This is a genomic window from Oligella urethralis DSM 7531 (assembly GCF_000372065.1).
GTDB classification, from domain to species: domain Bacteria; phylum Pseudomonadota; class Gammaproteobacteria; order Burkholderiales; family Burkholderiaceae_B; genus Oligella; species Oligella urethralis.
Genome location: NZ_AQVB01000008.1, coordinates 1 through 24259, shown reverse-complemented (window position 1 = coordinate 24259; position 24259 = coordinate 1). Strand labels below are relative to the sequence as shown.

The 24259-nt window shown below is 44.7% G+C and carries 22 protein-coding genes; 11 read left to right on the top strand and 11 right to left on the bottom strand.

All coding sequences use genetic code 11. The features are described from left to right. Nucleotides 1-23 precede the first annotated feature (23 nt). Complete coding sequence (locus tag A3GA_RS0106110; protein WP_018026511.1) at nt 24-878, top strand: pirin family protein; 855 nt, start codon at nt 24-26, stop codon at nt 876-878. A 774-nt stretch (nt 879-1652) separates the two neighbouring features. On the opposite strand, the gene A3GA_RS11410 is transcribed toward A3GA_RS0106110, so the two are convergent. The 3 genes from A3GA_RS11410 to A3GA_RS0106090 all read right to left on the bottom strand — a co-directional run bounded on the left by A3GA_RS11410 (nt 1653) and on the right by A3GA_RS0106090 (nt 4364). Continuing rightward, the gene (locus A3GA_RS11410) at nt 1653-1946 is read right to left on the bottom strand and encodes a contact-dependent growth inhibition system immunity protein (protein ID WP_018026509.1); all 294 of its coding nucleotides are present in this window, start codon (nt 1944-1946) and stop codon (nt 1653-1655) included. A gap of 47 nt (nt 1947-1993) precedes the next feature. Further along, the gene (locus A3GA_RS0106095) at nt 1994-2800 is read right to left on the bottom strand and encodes an RNase A-like domain-containing protein (protein ID WP_018026508.1); all 807 of its coding nucleotides are present in this window, start codon (nt 2798-2800) and stop codon (nt 1994-1996) included. A 460-nt stretch (nt 2801-3260) separates the two neighbouring features. Next, entirely contained in the window at nt 3261-4364 is a 1104-nt protein-coding gene (locus A3GA_RS0106090; RefSeq protein ID WP_018026507.1) for an NAD(P)H-dependent flavin oxidoreductase, read from the bottom strand. Nucleotides 4365-4547: 183 nt separating this feature from the next. Here A3GA_RS0106090 and A3GA_RS11990 point away from each other — a divergent pair, with 183 nt between their 5' ends. Further along, nucleotides 4548-4706, top strand: a complete 159-nt coding sequence (locus tag A3GA_RS11990) for a DUF1328 domain-containing protein (RefSeq protein WP_018026506.1) — start codon at nt 4548-4550, stop codon at nt 4704-4706. Nucleotides 4707-4827: 121 nt separating this feature from the next. Here A3GA_RS11990 and sodC read toward each other — a convergent pair whose 3' ends face one another. Then, entirely contained in the window at nt 4828-5358 is a 531-nt protein-coding gene (sodC, locus tag A3GA_RS0106080) for a superoxide dismutase family protein (RefSeq protein WP_018026505.1), read from the bottom strand. Nucleotides 5359-5625: 267 nt separating this feature from the next. On the opposite strand from sodC, the gene A3GA_RS0106075 reads away from it, so the two are divergent. Further along, the gene (locus A3GA_RS0106075; RefSeq protein WP_018026504.1) at nt 5626-6459 is read left to right on the top strand and encodes a 5'-methylthioadenosine/adenosylhomocysteine nucleosidase; all 834 of its coding nucleotides are present in this window, start codon (nt 5626-5628) and stop codon (nt 6457-6459) included. Between the two features lie 3 nt (nt 6460-6462). On the opposite strand, the gene tenA is transcribed toward A3GA_RS0106075, so the two are convergent. Beyond that, nucleotides 6463-7143, bottom strand: coding sequence for a thiaminase II (tenA, locus tag A3GA_RS0106070; RefSeq protein ID WP_018026503.1), 681 nt, complete (start codon nt 7141-7143; stop codon nt 6463-6465). A 130-nt stretch (nt 7144-7273) separates the two neighbouring features. Here tenA and A3GA_RS0106065 point away from each other — a divergent pair, with 130 nt between their 5' ends. Continuing rightward, complete coding sequence (locus A3GA_RS0106065) at nt 7274-7918, top strand: NAD(P)H-hydrate epimerase (RefSeq protein ID WP_018026502.1); 645 nt, start codon at nt 7274-7276, stop codon at nt 7916-7918. A 59-nt stretch (nt 7919-7977) separates the two neighbouring features. Here A3GA_RS0106065 and A3GA_RS0106060 read toward each other — a convergent pair whose 3' ends face one another. Continuing rightward, on the bottom strand, nt 7978-8472 hold the full coding sequence (locus tag A3GA_RS0106060) for an acyl-CoA thioesterase (RefSeq protein WP_018026501.1): 495 nt from the start codon (nt 8470-8472) through the stop codon (nt 7978-7980). Between the two features lie 193 nt (nt 8473-8665). On the opposite strand from A3GA_RS0106060, the gene A3GA_RS0106055 reads away from it, so the two are divergent. Next, nucleotides 8666-9790, top strand: coding sequence for a M20 peptidase aminoacylase family protein (locus A3GA_RS0106055; protein WP_018026500.1), 1125 nt, complete (start codon nt 8666-8668; stop codon nt 9788-9790). A gap of 28 nt (nt 9791-9818) precedes the next feature. Continuing rightward, nucleotides 9819-11246 (top strand): YfcC family protein, encoded by a 1428-nt coding sequence (locus A3GA_RS0106050; protein ID WP_018026499.1) that lies wholly within the window; start codon nt 9819-9821, stop codon nt 11244-11246. 237 nt (nt 11247-11483) lie between these two features. Here the strand turns inward: A3GA_RS0106050 and A3GA_RS0106045 are convergent, their stop codons facing one another. From A3GA_RS0106045 to A3GA_RS0106025, 5 genes are all read right to left on the bottom strand, one after another. After that, the gene (locus tag A3GA_RS0106045; protein WP_018026498.1) at nt 11484-12728 is read right to left on the bottom strand and encodes a dicarboxylate/amino acid:cation symporter; all 1245 of its coding nucleotides are present in this window, start codon (nt 12726-12728) and stop codon (nt 11484-11486) included. Between the two features lie 266 nt (nt 12729-12994). Next, entirely contained in the window at nt 12995-14425 is a 1431-nt protein-coding gene (locus tag A3GA_RS0106040; RefSeq protein WP_018026497.1) for an FAD-binding oxidoreductase, read from the bottom strand. A gap of 102 nt (nt 14426-14527) precedes the next feature. Then, nucleotides 14528-15922: a 2-oxoadipate dioxygenase/decarboxylase HglS gene (gene hglS, locus A3GA_RS0106035; RefSeq protein WP_018026496.1), complete on the bottom strand. Its 1395-nt coding sequence runs from the start codon at nt 15920-15922 to the stop codon at nt 14528-14530. 48 nt (nt 15923-15970) lie between these two features. Continuing rightward, on the bottom strand, nt 15971-17263 hold the full coding sequence (locus tag A3GA_RS0106030; RefSeq protein ID WP_018026495.1) for a 2-aminoadipate transaminase: 1293 nt from the start codon (nt 17261-17263) through the stop codon (nt 15971-15973). Between the two features lie 89 nt (nt 17264-17352). After that, entirely contained in the window at nt 17353-18282 is a 930-nt protein-coding gene (locus A3GA_RS0106025) for a LysR substrate-binding domain-containing protein (protein WP_040614124.1), read from the bottom strand. Between the two features lie 479 nt (nt 18283-18761). Here A3GA_RS0106025 and A3GA_RS0106020 point away from each other — a divergent pair, with 479 nt between their 5' ends. From A3GA_RS0106020 to A3GA_RS0106000, 5 genes are all read left to right on the top strand, one after another. After that, nucleotides 18762-19133 (top strand): DsrE family protein, encoded by a 372-nt coding sequence (locus tag A3GA_RS0106020; protein WP_018026493.1) that lies wholly within the window; start codon nt 18762-18764, stop codon nt 19131-19133. Nucleotides 19134-19473: 340 nt separating this feature from the next. After that, the gene (gene arsC, locus A3GA_RS0106015; protein ID WP_018026492.1) at nt 19474-19848 is read left to right on the top strand and encodes an arsenate reductase (glutaredoxin); all 375 of its coding nucleotides are present in this window, start codon (nt 19474-19476) and stop codon (nt 19846-19848) included. A gap of 126 nt (nt 19849-19974) precedes the next feature. Beyond that, the gene (locus tag A3GA_RS0106010) at nt 19975-21309 is read left to right on the top strand and encodes an ATP-binding protein (protein ID WP_040614122.1); all 1335 of its coding nucleotides are present in this window, start codon (nt 19975-19977) and stop codon (nt 21307-21309) included. Between the two features lie 3 nt (nt 21310-21312). Continuing rightward, nucleotides 21313-21846 (top strand): response regulator transcription factor, encoded by a 534-nt coding sequence (locus A3GA_RS0106005; protein WP_018026490.1) that lies wholly within the window; start codon nt 21313-21315, stop codon nt 21844-21846. Between the two features lie 92 nt (nt 21847-21938). Continuing rightward, nucleotides 21939-23933, top strand: coding sequence for a TonB-dependent copper receptor (locus A3GA_RS0106000; RefSeq protein ID WP_018026489.1), 1995 nt, complete (start codon nt 21939-21941; stop codon nt 23931-23933). The last annotated feature ends 326 nt before the right edge of the window (nt 23934-24259 follow it).

Genomic DNA, 24259 nt, shown 5'->3' with positions numbered 1-24259 from the left:
CTTACATTTATCAGGATGAGTCAATGTCTAAAATCACTAAATCACGCACGATAGAAGAAATCTTTCGCGGTCAACAGACAAGCGATGGCGCTGGAGTAAAGCTCACCCGTTTATTAAGCAGCAATTTACAACGTCGTCTGGATCCCTTTCTCATGCTGGACTGCTTTGGCAGTGACAATCCCGATGATTATATCGCTGGCTTCCCTAACCACCCTCACCGCGGCTTTGAGACCGTTACCTATATGATCGAGGGTCGTATGTTACATCGTGACAGCCAAGGTAATGAAGGGCTGTTAGAAAATGGCGGTGTCCAATGGATGACCGCCGGTCGTGGCCTAATTCACTCCGAAATCCCTCAGCAGGAAAACGGGCTGATGCGTGGTTTCCAACTGTGGCTAAATCTGCCAGCTAAAGACAAGCTAATTGAGCCCTGGTACAAGGATTTCCAACAGCCGGAACTGCCAAGCTATGGCAGCGAAGCTGAAGGGCTAAAGGTCACGGTGATTGCCGGTCAAAGCCACGGCGTGCGAGGAGCCGTACAACGTGAACACACGGAGCCCCTATATCTCGATGTTATGCTAGCTGCCGGTAAGCGCTTTGAAGCGGCGATCCCAGCAAGGCATAATGCCTTTATCGTGGTATACGACGGTCGAGTAGAGGTCGCAGGCACGGAAGTTGCAGCGACGCAACTAGCTTTATTAAATAATGATCCAGAAGCTGACGGGGTCAGCCTCACGGCCAGCGAAGACAGCCGCGTGCTAATTATTGCAGGTAAGCCGCTAAATGAGCCAATCTTTCAACATGGCCCCTTTGTGATGAATACGAGAGAGGAAATCATCCAAGCTTTTCAGGACTATCAGGCAGGCTTATTTGCCTAAACTGTGTGAAAGCGAATTAAAGGTGTTGAGATACACAAAGTCAACATGCAATTGGAAGCCGGCGCACTTACCCAGTAAAAACCTGCTCAAGTCTTAATTTGATATTAAGAAGAAAAATTTTCAGACAAGCATGCTATGAGATTTTTTGTAGCTTTAAGTACTTTTTATGAAATAAAGATGCTTTTCTTTTAATGGGATAGTTGTCATTAGAAATAGAATAGCTAGCTTTGGGGAGGATGGTTAATAACCACCTCTCATTATTATCAAAAAGGCAAATCGAATTTTATCTGGAACGGCGATAAGTAGATTTCTAAGCATCCCTTGTGCATATATCGCTGACAGTTCTAATGAATCGATGATCTTTAAATGATGATCGACATAATAAATATAAAGCGCCTCCTCAAAAGGGTTATCTTCTGTGATCAATAAAAGGTAATGATTGCCCACACGATATTGAGCCTCTAATACTGCGCCACTTAGTGATAATCTTTTTTTAACTGTTTATGCTCAAGCAGCAGTGTTGGGGTTTGTCGATAACTTTTATTACATCGGCGCTTTGAAACTCATTAATCGCTTTAATGCTCATTAGAAAAGCCATCCAAAGGTGAGATCTGCACCAAGCGCACCTAGAGCACCTCCTATGAATACACCTAAGGTGACATAAGCGGGCGCAGCTGGACCGCACGCAAGTCCTACAGCACCGCCTGGGAGGGTTTTCTAGCCTCATCATCTTGATGTATACAGAGCTCCCTCTTTTTATGTTGAAATGAAGATTTAAACATCTAACTGCTTCTGAACCTTCTCCTTGACCATATCAAGAAAGCACGGTACATCATCAAAATATATGTCGGGGTCGAAAGTTTTGTAAAAAGCCTCCTCTAAACATCCAGCATACTTTAATTCAAAATCAGCTATTTCATGCATTAATTGATGCAAGCCCTCAATAGGGGTACGAGTAACAAAAATTTCAACAACATCTTCTATATTAGTAGTTATGAATATAATGTCGAAATCAAGATTTAAATAACCACCAACTAATTCGTCAAGTCTAGGATAATCTTCATGCATGTAAATATAACTTACCGTTTTATAAAAACAATTTTAATTTTTACATTCTAGGTTTTTGGAAAAGAAGTAAGAATATAATATCTCTTTCCGTTAATGTTCGTTTTAACCAACACCACTCTCAAGCTAGAGGTATTAATAAGCTCTTCAGAACCCCTCTTAATAAACCCACCCACTCTATAATTTGCATTATAGTTAAATCGGAGCACTTCTGAACTAGGCTGTTGACTCCATTGTTTAATTTTTGCTTTGTTTGCCTTTATCGCTTGAGATATAGCCTTTTCGGCTATATCTAAGTTAGTGAAAGAACTTACCCCTGTTTTTATTCGTGGGTCTGTCTTTAAGCGATACAATAATTCCTCTTTGGTCTTGCCCACATGTTGCGCAATGGTATGCCCTCCCATAAGCTCGTGCTCACTCAACTTTATTCTACCGAAACGAATAGCCCTTACTCTGAAAGCACCAGCAATTCCTAGCGCTACAGAAACGCCAATGGGTACAGCGACCTCAATTGTTTTCGCTAAGTTGTGCGCTGTCTCGTCATCAGCACCAAGTTCTTTGGCAAGTATTGTTGCGGTCTTGTATGTAGAAGAATTTGTGTCAACTCCCGTCCAAAGTTGGTTTGCGCCAGTTGTAATAGTATCTAAACTATGAGCTGCTAGAGTAATACAAGCTTTACGAGCACGCACTCGACATAGCCCTACAGATCCTACAAGTTCTAGCGCACCAAATAGAAGGGAGCCAGCTCCCCACAACCTATTTGATATAGTTTCCCCCTCACTGACAGATTGGTCTGATAGAATTGCAGCCAACTGTACAGGAGTTAGCACTAATTGCAAACCTTCTTCACTTTGCATAAGATTTACCAGAGAGTATGAGTTTTGGATATTCCAAGAGAATCGGCAACGTAAGCAACTAACGCCAATAGATTACTCATACAAGGTGTCAACCTTATTACAAAACATTTTAATCAATCGAAACATCGGGTCCTCTCAAACACCTCAAAATATTTACTACTTTCATGTCTAAGCTTTAATCATGCTCTACAAAAGCACTACCACCAAATTTTCTTAAAGGCTAACAACAAACTGCATCAGTACTCTGCACTTTACTGAATTGAATAGTTAGACTAAGCAACGTGATTGCTAAGACCCACATGTGAGGTTTCCGGTCCTGCCAGAATTAGTAAACCGGCACGGTTTAGCGACTTTATGTATTGACCCATGAAGGAGATCAGACTAAAGGAAGATACATAACATTATTTACAGACTCACAAAACACCCCACAGCCGTCACAAACCTTTTTAACCAAAACAATCTATTCTTCAAACGCTTCTTGAGCTAGTAGGGCTACCAACTCTGAGGCAGGCATCTCCCGAATTGCCGCTAAACCCGCCCCCGACCAATAGGCACCATAACCCTCTTCACCCTGCTTTAAAGCAGCATCATTTAATTGCTTATTGACGTCATATAAAAAGGGATAAGCTGGACGGGTTAACCCCTCCTCTTGCTCCAGCTTCGCCCCTAAATCACTTAACTTCGTTCTAAGGCCGCGCGCTGGACGCCCCGAAATAGCCGCACTAACAACCGTTTCTGGTTGATTTTGCCGTGCCTGCGCGCTTAATTGACGTCGATAAGCCGTTGAAGCGGAACTCTCCGGGCAAAGAATGAAGGCAGTACCTAACTGCACCGCATCCGCCCCATGTGCCATCATTGTGCGGATTTCGTGACCAGTCATTATCCCGCCGGTTGCAATGATTGGGGTACTGCACTCTTTTTTGAGCAATTGTAGTAGTTCCAGGGTAGCAATCGCCGGCTCGTGGTTCGCATCAAAAATACCTCGATGACCACCTGCCTCAAAGCCCTGAGCCACAATATAATCCACCCCTGCCGCTTCCAATTGCTTAGCATCATTCAAATCACAGGCGGTGGCAAAAATTGCTATCCCTTGTGCCCGCAGTTTGGCTAATACCGCAGTCGACGGTAAACCGAAATGAAAACTAACAATCTGCGGCGCGGCCTTTAACACTACCTCGAGACGCTCATCCTCTACCTGTTGCAAGCTTTGGTAAATCAATTCAAGTCGACTTGGAGGTTGAGCAGCAAACCCTTCAAATACAGGCGCTAATCGTTGCAGCCAAGCCTGATTGGCGCGCTCATCAATCAAGGCCTCTTGATGTGAAAAAAAATTAATATTGAGCAGTGGCCGCTTATCTTCTCCTGTTAAGTCCATATACTCACGGATCGTCTTCTCAAGCGTACTCGCACTCATCGCCCCACACCCCAAAGAGGGTAAAGCCCCCGCCCTTCTAACGCTCGCCGCTAACACGGGATTAGACACACCGGCCATGGGCGCTTGTATGATCGGATAAGTCAAAGCGAAGCGCTCACAAAAAGCATTATTCAGCATAAAATCCACCATCTCCTAACCAAACTTACGCTTACGTACACCAGCAATTGCTGCTTACACATTCACAATAAAAGTTATATAAACCCCATTATACTTACAAAATCTGCCGATTCATTTCAAATTAATAATAGTCTCTAACTGCTGAATACTTTAAAGTAAAACTTCATGCTTATAAGAGAGAAAAAGGAGAAGTTCATGCTTCATTACGCCGTTGTGTTTTTAGTGATTGCCTTAATTGCAGCCGTTTTAGGCTTTGGCGGCATTGCAGGTACCGCCGCCGGCATTGCCAAAATACTATTCTTTGTATTTTTAATTATTGCTGTCTTGTCATTCGTGTTTGGTCGACGCTCCTGATGAGCATCGAATCTAAAGCCCTCTAAATTACGCAGTCTACTGATTTAGAGCTCTTTTTAGATAACAAATCGCCGCAGCGGAACTGCGGCGATTTGCTTTATACAATTAACCTATCAGTGCGTTAGTTAATCAAGCCGCATAAGTTACGGCCACCGCCACCACCCAGTGGTAACGGATCATCACTGTAGTTATCACCGCCCACATGAATCATCATTGATAAGCCTTTAATTTCATTTAAATCAGTGATACGTGGCGCCACCACTGGATAGGTGATCGTACCGTCATCAGCAACATACAAGGCCGGTAAATCCCCCTTATGACCAGTAGTGTCCCAAGGTCCCTTATGCGCATTGGTGTTGTCTGGGTCCCAATGACCACCCGCCGCCCCCGCAGGCACTACCTTGCCGTCTTTTTCAGTCGCATCACACGAGCCCTTGGCATGAATATGAAAACCTCGCACACCTGCTTCATCAAGACCCTTAATATCAGGCGTAAATTTAGCACCAAAATCTGTCATCGTGATGGTGACCGTGCCTGCTGACTCACCTGGTCCCTTGTCGGTTGCAAATTTCATATCAACCACAATTTCATCCGCAGCATAAGCGCTATTCATCAACGCGGCACATAAGGCAGCAAATAAAACTTTTTTCATCATGAAACTCCTTTCAAAATATCGCAATGCTTTCACTGAAAAATCATTACGCAAAAAACTCTGCTAAAAATAGCAAAGCTATCAAAAGCTTAACACGTTGACCGGTTCTTATACATGCCAAAAGCTGCCGCAATCAACGCAATTGTTTTAAATTGTAACACTGATAGCGACGCCTAGTATTAACACTGATAGCAACCGTTAGCGCTCCATCAGCCTGGGCAGATATGGTAAATATACAAGGCTATGTTTTAAGATTTTATCAACACCATGCCAAATCAATCCAATCTGCCCGACACCCAAGCCTCTTTATTAAGCGCTGAACAGCCAAAACAAGCACCCATTGGCATTATGGCCGCTTTAGAGCAAGAAATTGCTGCTATTTTAAAAAGCATGGAGCATCAGGTGACTATTCGTACCGTGGCAGATCGTCGCTACCACCTCGCCGAGCGCAATGGTCAACAGTATGTGATTGTGCTTTCCCGTATCGGCAAAGTCGCCGCCGCTGCCACCGTCACCACCTTGATTAATGTCTTCGGGGTTCAAAGCGTGCTGTTCACCGGGTTAGCAGGCGGTATTCATGCTGATGTCAAGGTCGGTGATATTGTCATTGCTCGCTCCGTGTATCAGTACGATTTAGACGCTAGTCCCCTTTTCCCTAAATACAGTGTACCCTTACTAAATAAGACATTTTTTGATACTGATGAGGCACTCAACGATAAAATCGCAAAGGCCTGTAACGACTATTTAGCACAGGACTTTGCCACTGCCTTTAAGGGCATTGAGCGGCCACGCTTTTTCCAACGTGATATCCCTAAAGTACATCAAGGCTTGATAGGTAGCGGGGATGTCTTTGTCAATGCGCTGGAAAAGCAAAATCAAATCGCCGAACAAATGCCTAGTACGCTCTGTGTTGAAATGGAGGGAGCCGCAGTCGCCCAGGTTTGCTATGAATATGCAATCCCCTTTGCTATCTTCAGAATTATCAGCGACCGAGCGGACTCCAAGGCCGAGCTGGATTTTAATGAGTTTCTCAACGAAATCTCACCGCACTACGGCTCGGCAATTTTGACACGACTGTTAGACCAACTAGCAAGTAGTTAAAGCCTAAACCTTTAGCTCTAAGCCCGCTTGCCAGAAGTCAATTTCCAAACGGGTGGCGTCGCGGAAAATCGCTTCAAGCTCCTTAAAGCGCTCCTCATCAACCCTTGCTAAGGCTTGATTCAACCACTCGATCTCAGCTTTAGCGGCCTCTTGGAACTCGTCGCTGATGTACATTTTTATCCACGGTAAATAAGGATTCGACTCATCCATCACGGTAAAGTCCTGCGCTTCTAGCCATTTACCAATTTCCGCATAACCGATCAGGCATGGCACCAAGGCCACATGTAAATCCAGTAAATTCCCCTGATTACCGGCATCCAACACATAGCGCGTATAGGCCATGGTGGCACGTCCCTCGGGCAAGACCTCTAACTCCGCTTCAGTAATGCCCCACTTAGCGCAATACTCGATATGTAGATCGAATTCAACATCCACAATGGCCATCAAACTCGCATAACTCTGGCGTAACTCACGTAGATTACGGCTTTTATAAACGGCAAGACCCCATGCGCGTGCAAAATGGACTAGAAACAAATAATCCTGCTTCAAATAATGCTTAAACGCTTCTTCAGGGAGTGTTGCTGCCCCCAACTGACGGACAAAGGCGTGCTGAGTATATTCCTGCCACTCCGCCGCACTACTCTGCTTTAAACGCTCTAAGGGTGTAAGATTTGAATTAGTCATACAATATCCTAGGTTTAAGGGTTAATCGAAAAATACATGCTACAAACCGTCAAGCTAAGGGTCTGTGCCATGCTTGAGTATAGCAGTAACGGTTTATTTAATATCAAGCTGAGGTGAGTTTTTGAAAGCGATGAAGAGAATTTATACCGCTGCCGCCATGCGCCAGGCAGAACAACAAGCGGTCGAGCGCGGCACGAGCTATGAGCAACTGATGGAAAATGCCGGTCAAGCTGCAGCAGAGGATCTATTAGCGCGTCTCGCAGCAGCTAAATTAACACGCCCAGGCAGCGTGTTTATCCTGTGTGGTAAGGGAAATAACGGCGGTGATGGTCTTGTGATTGCCCGCGCACTTGCCACAGCAGGTCTTTGCGTAAAGATACTATTCGTCTTAGGTGAAGATTTATCAGCTCTAGCCGAGCTTAATCTAAAGCGGCTAGCGGATTTATCTAGCATCAAGTACCTCTCGATTGATGAGTTCAGCGCTGAGGTAATGAACGATAGCACGGCATGGATCATTGACGGCGTATTTGGCACTGGATATAGCGGTGATTTACCGACATCGGTAGCGAGCGTGATGGCTGTAGCCAATCGAGCAACGGCTTATCGCATCGCGTTGGATGTACCAAGCGGTTTAAACTGTGATAGCGGTGTCATTGCCAAAGATAGCTTTAAAGCCGATCTCTGCTACACCTTTGGCGCTTATAAACCAGCCCATATGATGCCACAGGGCAAAGCCATGTGCGGGGAACTTGTTTGCCTAGATATTGGCATTTAGTCAGCTCTTCACGAGCGCATGAACTAGCACCGAGTGCTTGGGATCGGCTCACTCAGGGATTAATCTAATTCTGTTTGGGTTTTAATCTCGCTCTGACGCCCTTCCATCTCACGACGCAGTTCGCGACGTCGTTGCGCCGCATTAAAGCGACAAATTTCAATATCATCGCTTGGCTCAAGTGGCGGCACAGGAATTGCCTTACCCTGTTCATCGACTGCCACCATTGTAAAAAAGCAGCTATTGACATGCCGTTGCTCACGCGTGCGAATATTTTCCGCTAGCACACGAATACCCACCTCCATCGATGAGCGGCCGGTATAGTTGACCGAGGCTAAAAAGGTCACTAGCTCGCCGACATGGATGGGCTGTCTAAAAATCACCTGATCCACCGACAGCGTCACCACATATTGACCCGCATAGCGGCTGGCACACGCATAAGCTACTTGATCGAGAAACTTCAAAATCGTGCCACCATGCACATTGCCGGAGAAATTTGCCATATCCGGTGTCATTAATACGGTCATGGAGAGCTTGTGTTTGGCTAAATCTGTCAAAATCAATCCTCGGATAAATTGAAAATAAGAATTATAGTCTGTTATAGTGCTTAACGGTTGTGTGGGCGATAAAATGCTACCCTCTTGACGCACTGACTATTTTCAGTTTTAGGGTGACGCTTAGAGTCGTCGGCAGCATAATCACATATTATGTTCAATCCCTTTGTTTATCATTTATCCAAGGAGTTATCTTATGACGGCGGATATAGAAAAAAAGATTCATCAAACCTTCCAATATTTGCATGACAATGCTGAACTCAGCTGGGAGGAAGTTGAAACCACCAATTATTTGAAAAAACTGCTGGAAGAGCATGGTTGTGAAACCATTACTTTTGATGACTGCACTGGTGTCGTTGGTAAATATGGCAATTTTGACGCTGGTCTTCCTGTGGTTGCGATTCGTGGCGACATTGATGCCTTATGGCAAGAGGTGGATGGAGAATTTAAAGCCAATCACTCTTGTGGTCATGATGCGCACATGTCGATTGCCCTAGGTGCTCTATGGCTATTACAGGCAAGACCTGAGCTTAAGGATAAGGTTGCTTTAAAAGTAGTTTTTCAACCCGCAGAAGAAGTCGGTGCAGGCGCCTTGAAAATGGTTGAAAAAGGAGTGATTGATGATGTGGAGTATTTTTATGGATTACATCTACGTCCCATCGCAGAAACCGTGATGGGACGCGCATCACCAGTGATTATTCATGGGGCTACACGCCGTCTCATTTATGCAATTAAGGGCGATGATGCGCACGCGGCTAGACCTCATCTCAATAAAAACGCTATCGAGATTGGTAGTGAAATATTGCAACTAGTTAGCAATATTCATATTGATCCTAGAATTCCTCACTCTGCCAAAATGACACAATTCCAAGCAGGCGGTAGAAGTGGCAACATCATTCCTGGAAGCGCCACCTTCACACTGGATTTACGTGCTCAAAACAATGACACCATGGAAATCTTAGTGAACAAGGTCAAAAACATTGTCGACAGCATCAAAACGCTCTACAACGTGGACATTTCCCTCACTAAGGAGAGTGGCATTGTGGCGGCAGTAACGAATGATGAGGCTATCGCCATTGCTGAGGCTGCCATCATTAAACAGCTTGGTGAAGAAGGCCTAGAAAAGCCTATCGTCACACCAGGTGGCGATGACTTCCATTATTACACCGTTAAAAAGCCCGCATTGAAGGCCACGATGATCGGCTTAGGCTGTGATCTAGAGCCTGGCTTACATCACCCAAACATGCGTTTTAATCATGACGCATTGATCAATGGTGCCAAGGTTCTTTATCAAATGATTTTGGATACCTACAAAATCTAAGTGCAAAGTTTTAGGAAGGAGTCCCACAATGACTGAACACAAAACTAAAAAATCGCTGAAGATGGCTATGCCGGATGCTTTTATCATCATCTTCGCCATCTTAGTCTTGGCTGCGATTGCGACCTATATAATTCCTGCTGGTAGCTATGAGCGCGAGGTGGTGGATAAAATCACGCGTGTTGTACCTAATAGTTATGCTCTGACTGAGGCAAATCCAGCCAATCTCTTATTTATTTTTAAAAGCATCCAGCTAGGGATGATTCAAACCGCCAGTATTATCTTTTTAATCTTAATTATTGGTGGTATTGTCCATGTGATTGAGTCAACGGGCGCAATCAATGCTGGTATTAACCAATTAATTATTAAGACCAAAGGCAATGATCGTTTATTAATTGCCTCAGTGGCGGGCCTATTTGGTGTGTTAGCCTCAATGGGTTTGTCAGCGAATGTGGTGATTGCCTTTATACCCATTGGTATCACCTTAGCACGCTCACTAAAGCTTGATGCCATTACAGGGGTAGCGACCATCTATCTCGGCTACTACGCAGGTATGATCGCAGGGATTTTCGATCCAACCATTTTAGGTTTGGCACAAACCATTGCCGAGCTACCGCTCTTTTCTGGTATGCCTTTACGTGTTGTTATCTTTATCGCCTTAATAAGTATTGTGATTATTTACACCACACGTTATGCCGCTAAAATCAAAAAATCACCTGAGCTTTCTAAGATGGGCGCATTCCCATTTGGCGAAGAAGATGATCCAGAGCTCGTAGCAGAAGCAGAGAAATTGCAATTAGACACGAACTTTACCTTAACGCATAAACTCGTTTTCTTCACTTTTATTGCCTTTATTGGTTTCTTCATCTGGGGTGCCTTTGAATACCGTTGGGGCGTGAATGATTTAGTCGCCATCTTCTTAATGATGGGCGTAGTCATTGCCTTGATTGCACGTATTTCACCCAATGAGTTCATCCGTCGATTTATCAAAGGCGCTCAATCCCTAGTGTATGGCGCTTTGGTAGTGGGTTTAGCTCGCGCTATTATTGTTGTACTCTCTGAAGGCAATGTCATGGATACCATTGTGTATGCTGCATTGGTTCCACTAGAGGCCACTTCACAATTCCTTGGTGCGCAGCTGCTTTTTGTCTTTAATATGCTATTCAACCTACTAGTAACCTCGGGCTCAGGTCAAGCCGCCATTGTGATGCCGATTATGGTGCCCATCGTAGATATCTTAGGCATTACACGCCAAACAGGTGCACTTGCCTTTATGTTGGGTGATGGTTTTACCAATATCATTACACCAACCTCGGGCGTACTCATGGCGGTATTAGCCGTTGCCAAGGTTAAGTGGATAGATTGGGTACGCTTCGCCTTCCCGCTACTGCTGATGTGGATTGTGGTCGGGGTGATTGCGGTAGGCTATGCCACCCTCACTGATTATGGACCTTTCTAATCGCCAGACGATGCCCCGTCAACGGAGCTCGACAGTATAGGGAGCTGAGCCCTTCAAGTTGGGTGCTTAGTTTAGTTAGATATGGGACTGATTGCTGTATTCTACAGGACTCAGTCCTTTTAACTTTTAAGTTTTTACGATAGCCCAACCGACCAACAAAAACCCACTAGGGCAAAGCCAAGCTAGTGGGTCCTAAGCGACTGATATCGCGAGATTTAGCAATTAAACATCAACAGCCTAAATTTGCTCCTGAGATTGCCGCTTATGGCGTTCAGTTTGATCGACGATCTTTGCGCCCACCAAATCCCCTACGACATTACCGAAGGTGAAAATCATATCCACTAAAATATTAATGCCTGCTGTCAGTGCGACAATTTCTATCGGCAGTCCTGCTTGTGTAAATACAATTGACATACCGATTAAACCCGCTCCCGGCACACCTGCTGTACCAACCGCTGCCATCGTACCAATAATGACGATAATCGCTAATTCTGGAATGGATAAACTAATCCCCATAATTTCAGAGGCAAAGATAACCGCAACCCCAAAGCGTAGAGCGGTACCATTCATATTCACCGTGGCCCCAATGGGTAAGGTCAACTTGGCGACACGCTCACCGATCCCTGCCTTTTCCGCACATTTGATGGTAATAGGTAATGTGCTAAGGCTACTACTCGTGACAAAGGAAGTAAATGCTGCTTCTTTAATGTCTTTATAAAATTTGATGACCTGGATTCTAAAAGGCTTCATCATCAGTGGATAGACCACAACAACCAGTAAAGCAACGCCTAAATAAGAGGTACCAATAAACTTACCTAAGGCGATCACAACATCTAGTCCTTGTGTGCCGAAGGTATTCGCTGTAATACCCAAGACACCGATCGGGGCATATAATAAAATGCCATCAAGAATTTTTGATACCGCCTCATTACACGCTTCTGTCAGCTTAAATAAAAACTCACCTAGCTCCTTTTGCTTTGCGTCGTCTGAATGCCGCATAAATAAAATGGCTAAACCAGCAATCACCGATACAAACACCACCGCTAAAATATCGCCTTGGGCAAAGGCATTAAAGGTGTTGCTTGGCACCATATTGATCAGCGTATTGATAAAGGATGGACGCTCAGGCGTTTGCACCACGACATCGGTGGGCAACGATAAGCCAACGCCAGGGTTAGTTAGCTTCGCTAAGGCAATCCCCACAACCACTGCAACAGCGGTTGAAATCAAATAAAAAGGGAAAATCTTTAAACCAATTCGCCCCAACTCCTTCGGATTAGAGTGATTGACCGCGACCATTAAGGAAAAAACCACTAATGGTATAACAATCATCTTTAATAAATTTAAAAAGAGTGTCCCTAACGGCAGAAAAAAGCTACTATTCTCCCCTAGTAATAGCCCTAATGCGATACCGATTAAAAAGCCAGTAGTCATTTTGAACATAAACGACATGCTGGTATACCAACGCCAAATTGCCCCCATATTTTTCTTCCTATTATTTCTTATAAGCGCCTGAGTAAACACATCAATACAAGCTCAAACGCTTATCTCTGATTGATAAGTGATAATACCTGCGACTATTGTTGATAAAACGACAAAAAAGTCTTTTCAAATACTAACTAAGCTCTATTTGAACCACAAACGAATTATATGCATGCAAGCGTCACTTTTTTTCATGCTAAGCACTCGTTGCACCCATTGACCAACCTTATTTAGACCAAAAGCGCAACGAGCCACTTGATATTTTGCTAATCAAAAATCTTGCCACGATTCATAATGCCGTTTGGATCAAATACCTCCTTAAGGGCTTTTAAGTATTCAATTTCGCTGTGGCTACGACTGTATTCTAAGTAAGGCTTTTTGGTCATACCCACGCCATGCTCGGCAGACACCGAACCACCGTATTTCTGTACGGTAGCAAACACCAAATCATTGACCGTGCGACATTTTTCAAAAAACTCGTCTTTAGATAAATCCTCGGGCTTTAAAATATTAAGATGCAAGTTACCGTCGCCAATATGACCGTACCAGCATGTTTCAAAGTTAGGATAATTCGCATTTATCACGGATTCAATCTCTTTAATAAATTCAGGCACGTAGCTAATTAAAACAGAGACATCGTTTTTATACGGCGTAAAGACTGAGATGGTTTCTGAAATATTCTCACGTAATTTCCAGAGCTCAGCGGCTTGAGCTAGGCTTTGACTCATGACACCATCCACCACCCAGCCATTTTCCATACACTGTTCAAACAAAGCCATCGCCTTATCCATTATCGGCTCATAGGGCGCTTCAAACTCTAATAAGGCATAGTAATTGCTCGACGTTTCAAAGGGACGCTGCACATTGCCAGTGGCCATCAACTTATCAAGCGCAACCTTATCAAAAAACTCAAAGGCGGTTAAATCAAGTTGCGATTGGAAAGCTGATAAGACATGCATCACATGATCAAACTCCTCCAAACCAAATACCATCACGGTAAGATTCTGTGGTGCCCGTTCTAGTTTAATTTGTGCCTTTGTGACGATGCCTAGGGTACCCTCCGCACCAATAAATAGATGACGTAAATCATAACCGGTCGCATTTTTAATCATGCCGCGATTAAGTTCGAGAATATCACCTTTGCCCGTGACCACTGTCAAGCCTAAGACCCAGTTACGCGTCAAACCATAACGAATGACCTTAATGCCACCCGCATTCGTGCCAATATTACCGCCAATTTGGCTAGACCCTGCCGATGCAAAATCGACCGGATAGTAAAGCCCCTTCTCCTCAGCAAATTGCTGTAGTTGTTCGGTAATTACTCCTGCCTCGACTTCAACCATTCGGTCAGCAGCAAAAAAACGACCGATTTTGTTCATTTTGTCCATGCTGATAACGATTTCACCATTGCTGGCGACTGCCCCGGCTGATAAGCCGGTGCGACCACCACTTGGAGTAAGCACGAGCTGATGTTCATTGGCCAACTTAATTACCGCCTGAACTTGCTCTGTCGATTTGGGAAAAACAATCGCAGCAGGTGCGGGCTCGAAATGTACGGTCCAGTCCCTACCCCAATGCTTGAGGCTAGCCTCATCAGTCTTGATTTGACTCTCATCAAAGCCGTAGCTCTGCTGCAAGGCACGAAGGACTTGAGTCACGCTTTCAACCTTGGTCGCAACTAATTTATCTTTTGACATGTATATACCCTAAAAACACAGAAGCAACCCTGCTGATTTTTTAAAGAAAGGTTGCTTCCTAGACTGTGATAATGCTTGAGAATGAATACGTTTTGAGCTCAACTACTTGCTAACTTGCTTTTTTAAATACTCAATACAGTATTCCTTACTCCTTTCTTGCATCATACGATACAACTCAAGTTCATCATGAACCGGCGCACCCAGCGCTTTTTCAAAATCATCTTGATTCGAGCTCTCACGATAACCCCCTTGTTGGGCATCTTTTAAATTGGAATGAAAGATGCCGGCAGCACTGACGGGCAAAAAGTCCTCATAGACAATGGGTTCAATGCGTAATACACCATTGCTTATTAACTCATCCATCGCTTGGTGTGAGCTCGCCTTGTCTATCATAGCCTCATTTACCTGATAATAGAAATAAGCGAGTCCCTGCTCGTGCATACTGTGATAGTCATCCGGAAACGCCTCAAAGGCCTGGGATAGCAATTGATAATACTCATCCGCATTCGTGGCATTTGGCGTTACGCCCAACTGACTTCGAGCAGCATTTAGCAACTGATCATAAAGCACTCGACCTTTAGGCGTAAGCGCCACACCGCGTTGCTCAATTTCACCAAAGCGTGCCGTATGAGTCCCTGCCACCGTGCTGCCCTCTTCCCCCGTGAAATTCACCGCCTCTTCTAGCGCCTTAAAGCTGGTCTGGCGTAATAAGATGGGGCATTGACGACGCGGCGGACCCTCAATAATATCTTTAGGAGGAATATTGCGCTGGCTCATACCCTTTTGAACCAAATCAATATCTAAGGTTCTGGGGGTTAAGTGATTAATATGAGGGCCTTTAAAACCGACAATATCCGCAATTAATCCATGCTGACTTAATAGCTGATCGTATAATTCCTTGCTAATAGGTGAAGACTCATGCCAGCGGAACGTTTCTAAGGCTTCAAGCACAAATTCTTCACCCTGCTCTTGGCTAAGGCCACCTTGCTCCTCAAAGCATTCGATTAACTCAACTACTCTATCTGTAAAAATATTCCGCTTAGCTAATGCTTGCTTGGCCTGATTGCGTAAAGCCTCATCCTCAATCAGCTCCATGCGTAATAACGAAGTAAAGACTCTAAAGGGACTGATATTTAAGGACTCTGTACTCAATGCACGAAACGCAGTAGAATGCACCGGCACGCCGGCGGGCGTTAAATCATAATAACCCACTGGATGCATGCCCATCACGGCAAATAAACGTCTCATCGTATTTAATTCTTGTGCCGTACCAACCCGTATCGCACCATGTCTTTCCGCAGCAAGACGCTCAAGCTCACCCGTGTTAATTAGCTGCTGTTTAATATCTGCTTGCTGCTGCATCACGAGTTCATTCACGTCGTCTACCAATTCAATTAAATCGGTATACAGTGGCACCTCCTTTTGGTACATCGCCGACATCGCCTGTGAAAACTTGAGTCGAATATCATCGCTGCTCATGAAATTTTTCTCATTCATCCTGAATTACCTCAATACTCGAAGATTATGTAGTCTCTTATAAAAATTTTACTCAGCGAGGGTGCTGAGCACGTGTTCTAAAATATCCAAGCCTGCTTCCAAAGTCTCTGGCTCAATGGTTAAAGGCGGTAATAAGCGGATAATATGACGATCCTTACCACTAGGCATCAGTAACAAGCCTTTTTCACGCGCCCTTGACAGTACCTGAGTCATAATTTCTGGCGCAGTACCCTGTTCGGGATGGCGCAATTCAATACCGCGCATGGCACCAATGCCTGTTATTTTGCACAACCAGTTAGACAACCCCTCAGACTGCCAATGCGCAAAGCGAGTTAGCAAGCTCTGCTCGTATGCTTGTGCTGACAACCAAACCTGCCCTTCTGCCATGATATCAAGCGTGGCATTAGCGGCGGCGCATGCGACAGGGTTACCTGAGTAGGTTCCGCCTAAACTACCCTTAGGCAGTCCATTGATGATCGAGTCCTTGCCAATGACCGCCCCCAAGGGGAGACCGCCGGCAATACTTTTACCCAATAGTATAAGATCCGGCTCTATCCCTAAATGAGTAAATGCAAACGGTGTCCCAGTTCTACCAAAGCCAGATTGAATTTCGTCCATTATCAGCAAGATACCATGCTCATCACAGAAAGAGCGCAAATACTTGGCAAAGGTTTTGGACAGCACTTGGAATCCACCCTCACCTTGTACTGGCTCCACAATGATGGCACCAATATTTTTGATATCCGTTTCAACCGTCATCAAGCGGTCTAATGCTGCTATCGACTGCTCATCAGGGATATCATTATCTGGACTTGGAAAAGGAATATGATAGACGCTACCGGGCAAAGGACCTAAGGCAGTTTTATAGGGTGCCACCTTGCCATTTAAGTTAACAGAGGCCAGGGTGCGGCCATGAAAACCCCCATCAAAGGCAATGACCCCCACTCGACCCGTTCTCATGCGCGCAATTTTAAGCGCATTTTCCGTCGCTTCAGCGCCGCTATTAGTCAGCATACCCGACAACCCACCGCTGATGGGTATCACTTCACAGAGACGTGGCATTAAGCGTTGATAGGCCTGATGGCCCGCCGCATTGTAGGCATAATGAATTAAATGCTCGGCTTGCTTTTGGATCGCCGCCACAATGCTTGGATGACAATGGCCAAAGTTTAACACTCCAATACCACCAACAAAGTCAATGTAGGCCTTGTTTTGATCATCCCACACAATGGCATTTTTACCCTTGATAAGGGTAATCGGGTGCACCATGGTAAAGGCATCTACCACATTATATAAATTCGTCATATCCGTTCTTAGATCCTCTAAATCATCTTGCTTCATTTGAACAGATGTAGCCTACATAGACAAACGAATAAAAGTTAGCCATGCATTCCTTTTGCTATGGCTATGCGCATTTAAATACTTAGCGACTAAGGTCTATCCATCTCAGCATGTTGTTCTAGGTACTTAGTAATCCAGTTCAACATCGCCTTGACCCGATAACTATTATCTAAAGATAAAGGATATGACATATAGTAGGAACCATTACCCTTAGCGATGTAATCCCACACTTTGACTAATTGACCACTCAACATTTCAGGTTCCACTAGCCGCTGAGGAACGAGTGCGACTCCATAGCCCATTAATGCTGCGGAGATGATGGCATAAAAGGTATCAAAGCGAGGACCATTAAAGTTATTTTCAATACTAATTGATTGCTGCTTAAAGTAATCATGCCAAGCGCTAGGTCTAGAGATCAGATGCAGCAAGGTCACATCATTCACCCCCAGACCGGGTGAGCTTATTTTTTCTAAATAGGCTGGTGAGCAGACTGCCACACAGTGCTCATCGAATAACTTAATTGAGTGCATGCCAGCCCACACACCGCTACCATATAAAAAAGCGATATCGACATCATGCTTTTCAGAGAAAAAAGGACCCACTTGCTCTTTTATTTCAACAGAAATTAAAGGATAGGCTTGATTAAATCCAAGCATCGCTGGCACCAACCAGCGTGCACAAAAGGTCGGATGAGACGTTATTTTTAGCGTTTCTACGTTGTCGGCAGTTGACATCAAGGAGATGGTAGCCGCTTCAATATGCTTTAAAACATCTAAAATCTCAAGGTAGTACCTTTTACCGGCAGGTGTTAAAAAAATACGTTGTGCAGCTCGATAAAACAGTGGTGTATTGATCATTTCCTCCAGCTGCGACACCTGCTTACTCACCGCACTTTGTGTCATATTCAGCTCCTGTGCTGCCTTAGTAAAACTCAAATATCGAGCAGATGACTCAAAGCACTGCAATGCCGTTGTGGAAGGGTATTTTTTAAAACTCAGTGAATCTAGGGTCTGCTTCATTACTTAAATACATCGGGTGTAGGATAAAGATTGGAACATAAGCAATCCTCTCTTAAATAAAAGCCACATAAAACTAGAGTTTACCTTGAGATTGCGAATTGCCCTTAGCGTTGTTGCCCAAACTACACATGTCAAGCGAAGCCAGCTGGTCAAATATCGCCTTCGCTGTTAATATTTTGATATCATTCTTACAATTATTTTACACATCAGATAAATAAGATTGCCCTGATTGTAGACGACATTTCACTGCACAAAAGCAACTAATCCCGTTTCAGCTTTTTAAGTTTCAAACAACACGAGCGGAGGTGGCATGTACAGGGTTTGAGAAAATCTCATCGACATCAAATATCAGCCATTACATTGACGCACGACGGCGTTTCACCTTTATAATGAGTTGCGACTACACTTGCCTTCTAAATCAAGGTCTGAGTAACGCAACCATTCGACTTAAGTAAAAAGATTCTACGTGAGGAAATACAATGCGCAATACAGATTTCGTTAGTACTGTTTTTGATGGTCCCGATAAACCGAATAAAGCCACAATCGCTTTTACCATGTCGCTCGCTGCCCTTAAAAAGGGACATAGTTGCACTGTGATCTTAATGGGGGATGCCTCTCACTACGCCAAAGCCGGCGCCGCTGACGGCATTCACATTGGTGAGCCCTTTGCCGCTTTAACTACTTTAATGCAGGAATTTATCGAGCTTGGTGGACAGATTGTGGGTTGTAAATCATGCATTATTCATCAAGGGATTCAGCTAGATGACGTGCAGCCCGAGTATGAAGTTATCACGGCACCGGATGTGGTGGATCTACTCATGGCCAGTAAGGGCTCATTACAGCTAACTTAGTTTTGGCTTGAGGGCTAAGCAAGGACTTAGCCCTTTGCTATCCCTCAAAAAAGACACTATTTTCATTCGAACGACGTATCGTGCCCTGCCTTGATTTGTTGTATTGCGTCGGTGCTCGCTAGCGCTTTACTCCACGTGATAAGCCCCATGTACACCTGTTCGGTTGTGTTGCGCTGCGGTCATGATCAGTGGTAGCTGCATCCCTATGTACTTGTTCACTAAACTTAGCATAGCAGTAATATAGAGGCTGATAAGGGGATAACAAAACGAACTGATCAGCATAAAATTCCACTGTCTGTGTTAGCATCACATAGAGTCATTTAACTAGTAAGGAATTTTTATGAGCAAAGTCACGATTTACCACAATCCACGCTGTGGCACCTCACGCAATGTCTTAGCACTGATTAATGCGACCACAGCGGAGCTTGAAGTCATTGAGTATTTAAAAACACCACCAAGCAAAGAGCAATTAGCCAAACTCGTGGCTGATTCAGGTCTTGCGATACGTGATTTTATGCGCCAAAAAGAAAGTCTTTACCAAGAAAATGATCTTGATAATGCAAAATGGAGCGATGAGGAGCTGCTTGATTGGATGGTTAAAGAGCCTATTTTGATGAATCGCCCCGTGGTCGTCACTGAGGCTGGGACGCGGTTATGTCGTCCTAAAGAAGTCTTATTTGAGATTCTCCCAGCCGCTAAAGCAGCAGACAACTAAGCCCTCACTGAATCCTGCATTGACGTCTTATAGGAGGAGAAGTCAATGCAGTCTTTAAGTATATCGATACCGACACAAGGACCATAGGCCACAATTTCAATCAAGCTAGACGGTCGTAATCAAGTTATGTTAAACGAACATACATCGCCTCATCGTGCAAATCATGGGTTTATTCGCTCTCTGCCGAGTCAGGCACGCTTTTTAAAGTTCATGTCCTATGGGCGATTAGTCCTAAGTCTTTTGCTTTTGTTGCTACTTATCCATGGCTTAGTTAGGGATAATCCATGGCATTTGCCTATTTTGGCCATTTTGCAGATTGCGCTGTCCATGGCGGTAGTAAGCGTGCTGTTATTCTACGCTTATCAGCGACATTATTCGCTTGAACAATTAATGCGATTTAGCCTGATGCTAGATGTCTTCTTCCTGAGTGAGCTGATTTATTTTACCGGTGGCGCAGCCAATCCAATTACCGTCTTGTATTTTCTGCCCATCATTAATGCGTCTTTGTTTTGTAGCCCACGCTTTGCCCAAGGATTAACCATAGCGGCGATATTGTGTTATTTATTGCTCTTTTTTCATTACTGGCCTTTATCAATTTTTGAGCACACGATGACTATGCACGGCGCGCATGATGAGCAAGGTGATAGTTCCATGCTATTTCATCTCATTGGCATGTGGATTACCTTTTCATTGTCCGCTTTTTTAGCGATGAGTTGGATTTCCAATTTAGCCCAAACCGTACGTCGACACGAGCTAAATTTACAACAAGCCTATCAACGACAGCAGGAAAATGAGTATTGGTTAGTGACTGGTATGCAAACAGCGATGCTAGCGCATGAGCTTTCTACCCCTTTGAATAACCTAGAACTCATCTACGAAGAGCTCAATAGCCACCCTAATTTACCGTCTTCAGCTAAAGAGGATGTTGCTTTGATGGCTGCACAACTGGCGCAAAGTAAGGCCAGCTTAGAACGTCTGAAGCAGTTTACACCGCCTCAAGAAGAAGCAGTTTTACTCTACCAGGAGCTGCAAGAGCGCTTACGCCACTGGCACAATCTACGTCCAGAAGCGCAGTGCCTTTGGCAGCGAGGCCATGATGATGCCGCAGACTATCATGTTTTACTGCACGAGAGTTTCTGGTACGCTTTTTTCAATATTTTAAATAACGCAGCCGATGCCGGTGATCAAAGCGTTGAGTTGCATACCCAAGTTAATGCTGATAGTGAACTACTCGTCACGATTTATAACCGTAAAGGTCATTTAAGTGAGCAGCAATTAAATCAAGCTGGACTCAATATCGTTGAGTCTGAAAAACCTTTTGGCTTAGGTCTTGGCGTGCGTTTGGCGCATGCTAGCTTATCGCGACTAGGCGGTAGTCTGGAATTAAGCAATCACAGTGAAGGTGGTGTCATTGCCACCATTCGTTTACCCTTAACGGTGTTGCAAAGCTTTGGAGCGTAGTTGATGTCCTTACACCCGTACCTGCTAATTGATGATAATGATGCCTTTGCCTCCTTATTAATCAGGGGCTTTGGGCGTCAAGGCCTGGAGCTACGCTGGGCTCAAACAGGTGAGCAAGCGTTGCAGCAGAGTGGACCTTTTGAGGGAATTATTTTAGATTTAAACTTAGGTCAGGAAAGCGGTCTTAGGTTATTACCTGAGCTCTTAGCACATTTCCCACAGACTAAGATCTTAATTCTGACCGGCTACGCCAGCATTAGCACCGCAGTTAATGCCATTAAAATGGGCGCAACCAATTATTTACCCAAGCCCGCGAATGTAGACAGCATTTTGCAGGCCTTGGAGGGTGAGGTTTTGGCAGAGGAAACTAATGACACCGAGGGTTTTGAAACACCCTCACTAAAACGTATAACATGGGAGCATATTCAATACGCATTGGATAGTCATAACGGTAATATCTCCGCCACTGCGAGAAGTCTTGGTATGCACCGCCGAACCTTGCAGCGTATGCTGAATAAGCGGCCAGTAAAAAAATAAAAGCAGCAGTGCGACAATTTGTCGCATGGTCAAAGCACCTAAGATAACGCATAATCCTTTGTTAATTTGTAAGAAAATGATAGAGGGATATTATGTATTCGCATAAGCCATTAGTTTTGGTTTTAGCCTATGCTTTTTCTAGCGTAGCTTGGGCGCAGGGAGTTGAGGAGCCCAATGTCCAGCAATTACAAGATTTGGTCGTGATGGTTGCACCGACCCATGAACCGAATACAGTCTGTTTAAATCCAAAAAGTGCCTTTCAACCCATGCCTGCAACCGATGGTGCAGGTTTACTAAAAGCCATTCCTAATATGGGCATAATTCGTAAGGGTGGTATGTCAGGTGAGCCACTGTTTCGCGGTTTAGGCGGTTCACGTTTAGGTATTTATTCTAATGATAGTCAGTTTTTTGGTGGCTGCCCAGGTCGTATGGATCCACCGACGGCTTATATTTTTCCTCAAACATATGATGAAGTGATCTTGACCAAAGGCCCTCAGACCGTTGTGGCTGGTCCTGGTCAGATTGCCGGTTCGGTCCAGTTTAATCGTGAGCCATACTATTTTGATGAGCCGGGCATTGAGGCTGACGGTAGTCTCACGGTCGGTAGTTTTAACCGTTTTGATGGCTATGGCGCCGTTACGGCTGGCATGCCTTGGGGGTATATCCACGCCAACGCGACACGCAACACCTCCCGAGATTATAAAGACGGTGATGGTAACGGCGTACACTCGGCCTATCAGCGTCATTCCCAACAATTTGCTTTGGGTATCACGCCCGATCCTGATAGTGTGATTGAGTTTGGCTATCAACACTCCAGAGGTTGGGCTGCTTATGGTGACCGCGGTATGGATGGTTCGATTTTTGATCGAGATGCCTTTAGCCTCAGAGCAGAAAAACGCAATATTTCCTCGTGGCTGTCTGAACTAAGCTTTAATTATGGCTACAGCTATGTAGATCATGTGATGGATAACTACCGTCACCGTACCCACACGGCACCCATGTTTATGGCGATGAACCCCGATCGTCGCACGCAAACTGCACGCCTAAAAGCAACCCTCGAGCTTGCTAATACCACCACTGAATTAGGTCTGGATTTTATGTGGGATCGTCACCGTGGACGCATGGGTCGTGGCATGAATCGTGCCATGGCCGAACGTTATAAACAAGCGGATCGCAAAGAGAATCAGAAGTTTAATCAGTGGGGTTTATTTGCTGAGACCACATGGCGCCTTAACGACGTGCAACGCCTCGTTGGAGGCTTACGCTATGATCGTATCACCGGTCGCTATTTTGGTGAGATGGGCAAAGGGGTTGCACTTAAACACAGCCATCCAGATCTCATGAAAAAAACCTACCATATGGGTGCCGGTTTCTTACGCTATGAGCATGATATTAATAACTTCACTTTCTATGCGGGTTACGGTATTGCTCAACGGGCACCAGACTTTTGGGAGCGTGATAAGCTTAATGGCTGGTTTATCAAGCCTGAAACTAACCACGAAATTGATTTAGGGTTGATTTATCGCAGTCACAAGGTAGAGGCGTCCTTAACCGTGTTTGCCAGTCAACTAGAGAATTTTATTCTGATTGATGCCGACAAAGCACGCAATATTAGAGCGCGTCGTTACGGTTTTGAGGGTGATATAAATTATGAGTTCGTAGCAAATTGGCATATCGGAACTTCAATCGCTTACACACATGGTCAAAACCGTAGCGATAAACATGCCTTAGCACAAACACCACCATTAGAGGCCAATAGCTATATTGGCTATGACAACGGCAGCGTATCGGCGAATTTCTTGATGCGTAATGTCGCTCGACAAAATCGCTACGCCAAAGGTCAAGGTAATATTGTTGGTACCGATAACGGACCATCGTCTGGCTTTACAGTGTTTTCAGCCAACGTATCCTATCAGTTAACGAAAAACTTCAGTTTAAGTGGTGGGGTCGACAATATATTTAATCGCACGTATCGTGAGTTTATTAATCGTAGCTCAGCCGATATTGCCGGTTATAACCCAATTGTAGGTCAACAAATCAACGAACCAGGTCGCCAGTTCTGGTTGCGTTTACAGGGGACTTACTAATCGTTTAATGGCACTGGTAGCGGAGAAGCAGTGCTATTAAAAATGCCTCCCTCTTTAGGCAACATCGAGTAGGGTGGTAAGCGTCCGGTGAACACATGTATTCATTCCTCCTAAATTGCGCGACACTAAGGTTTTGTGTATGTTAGGAGAAATCAATGCCGTCTTTAATGCGTATCGAGACCGCCCAACGCGTGGGAATTCAAGAGCAAGCGTCTAGCCTACTGGCACTAGATAAAATCATCCTGGTGAGTGAGGCGACAGATTTACGAGCGGGGATGGATACCTTGCGCACTAAGGCAATTCAGCGCTTTGGTCAGGTGGCACCT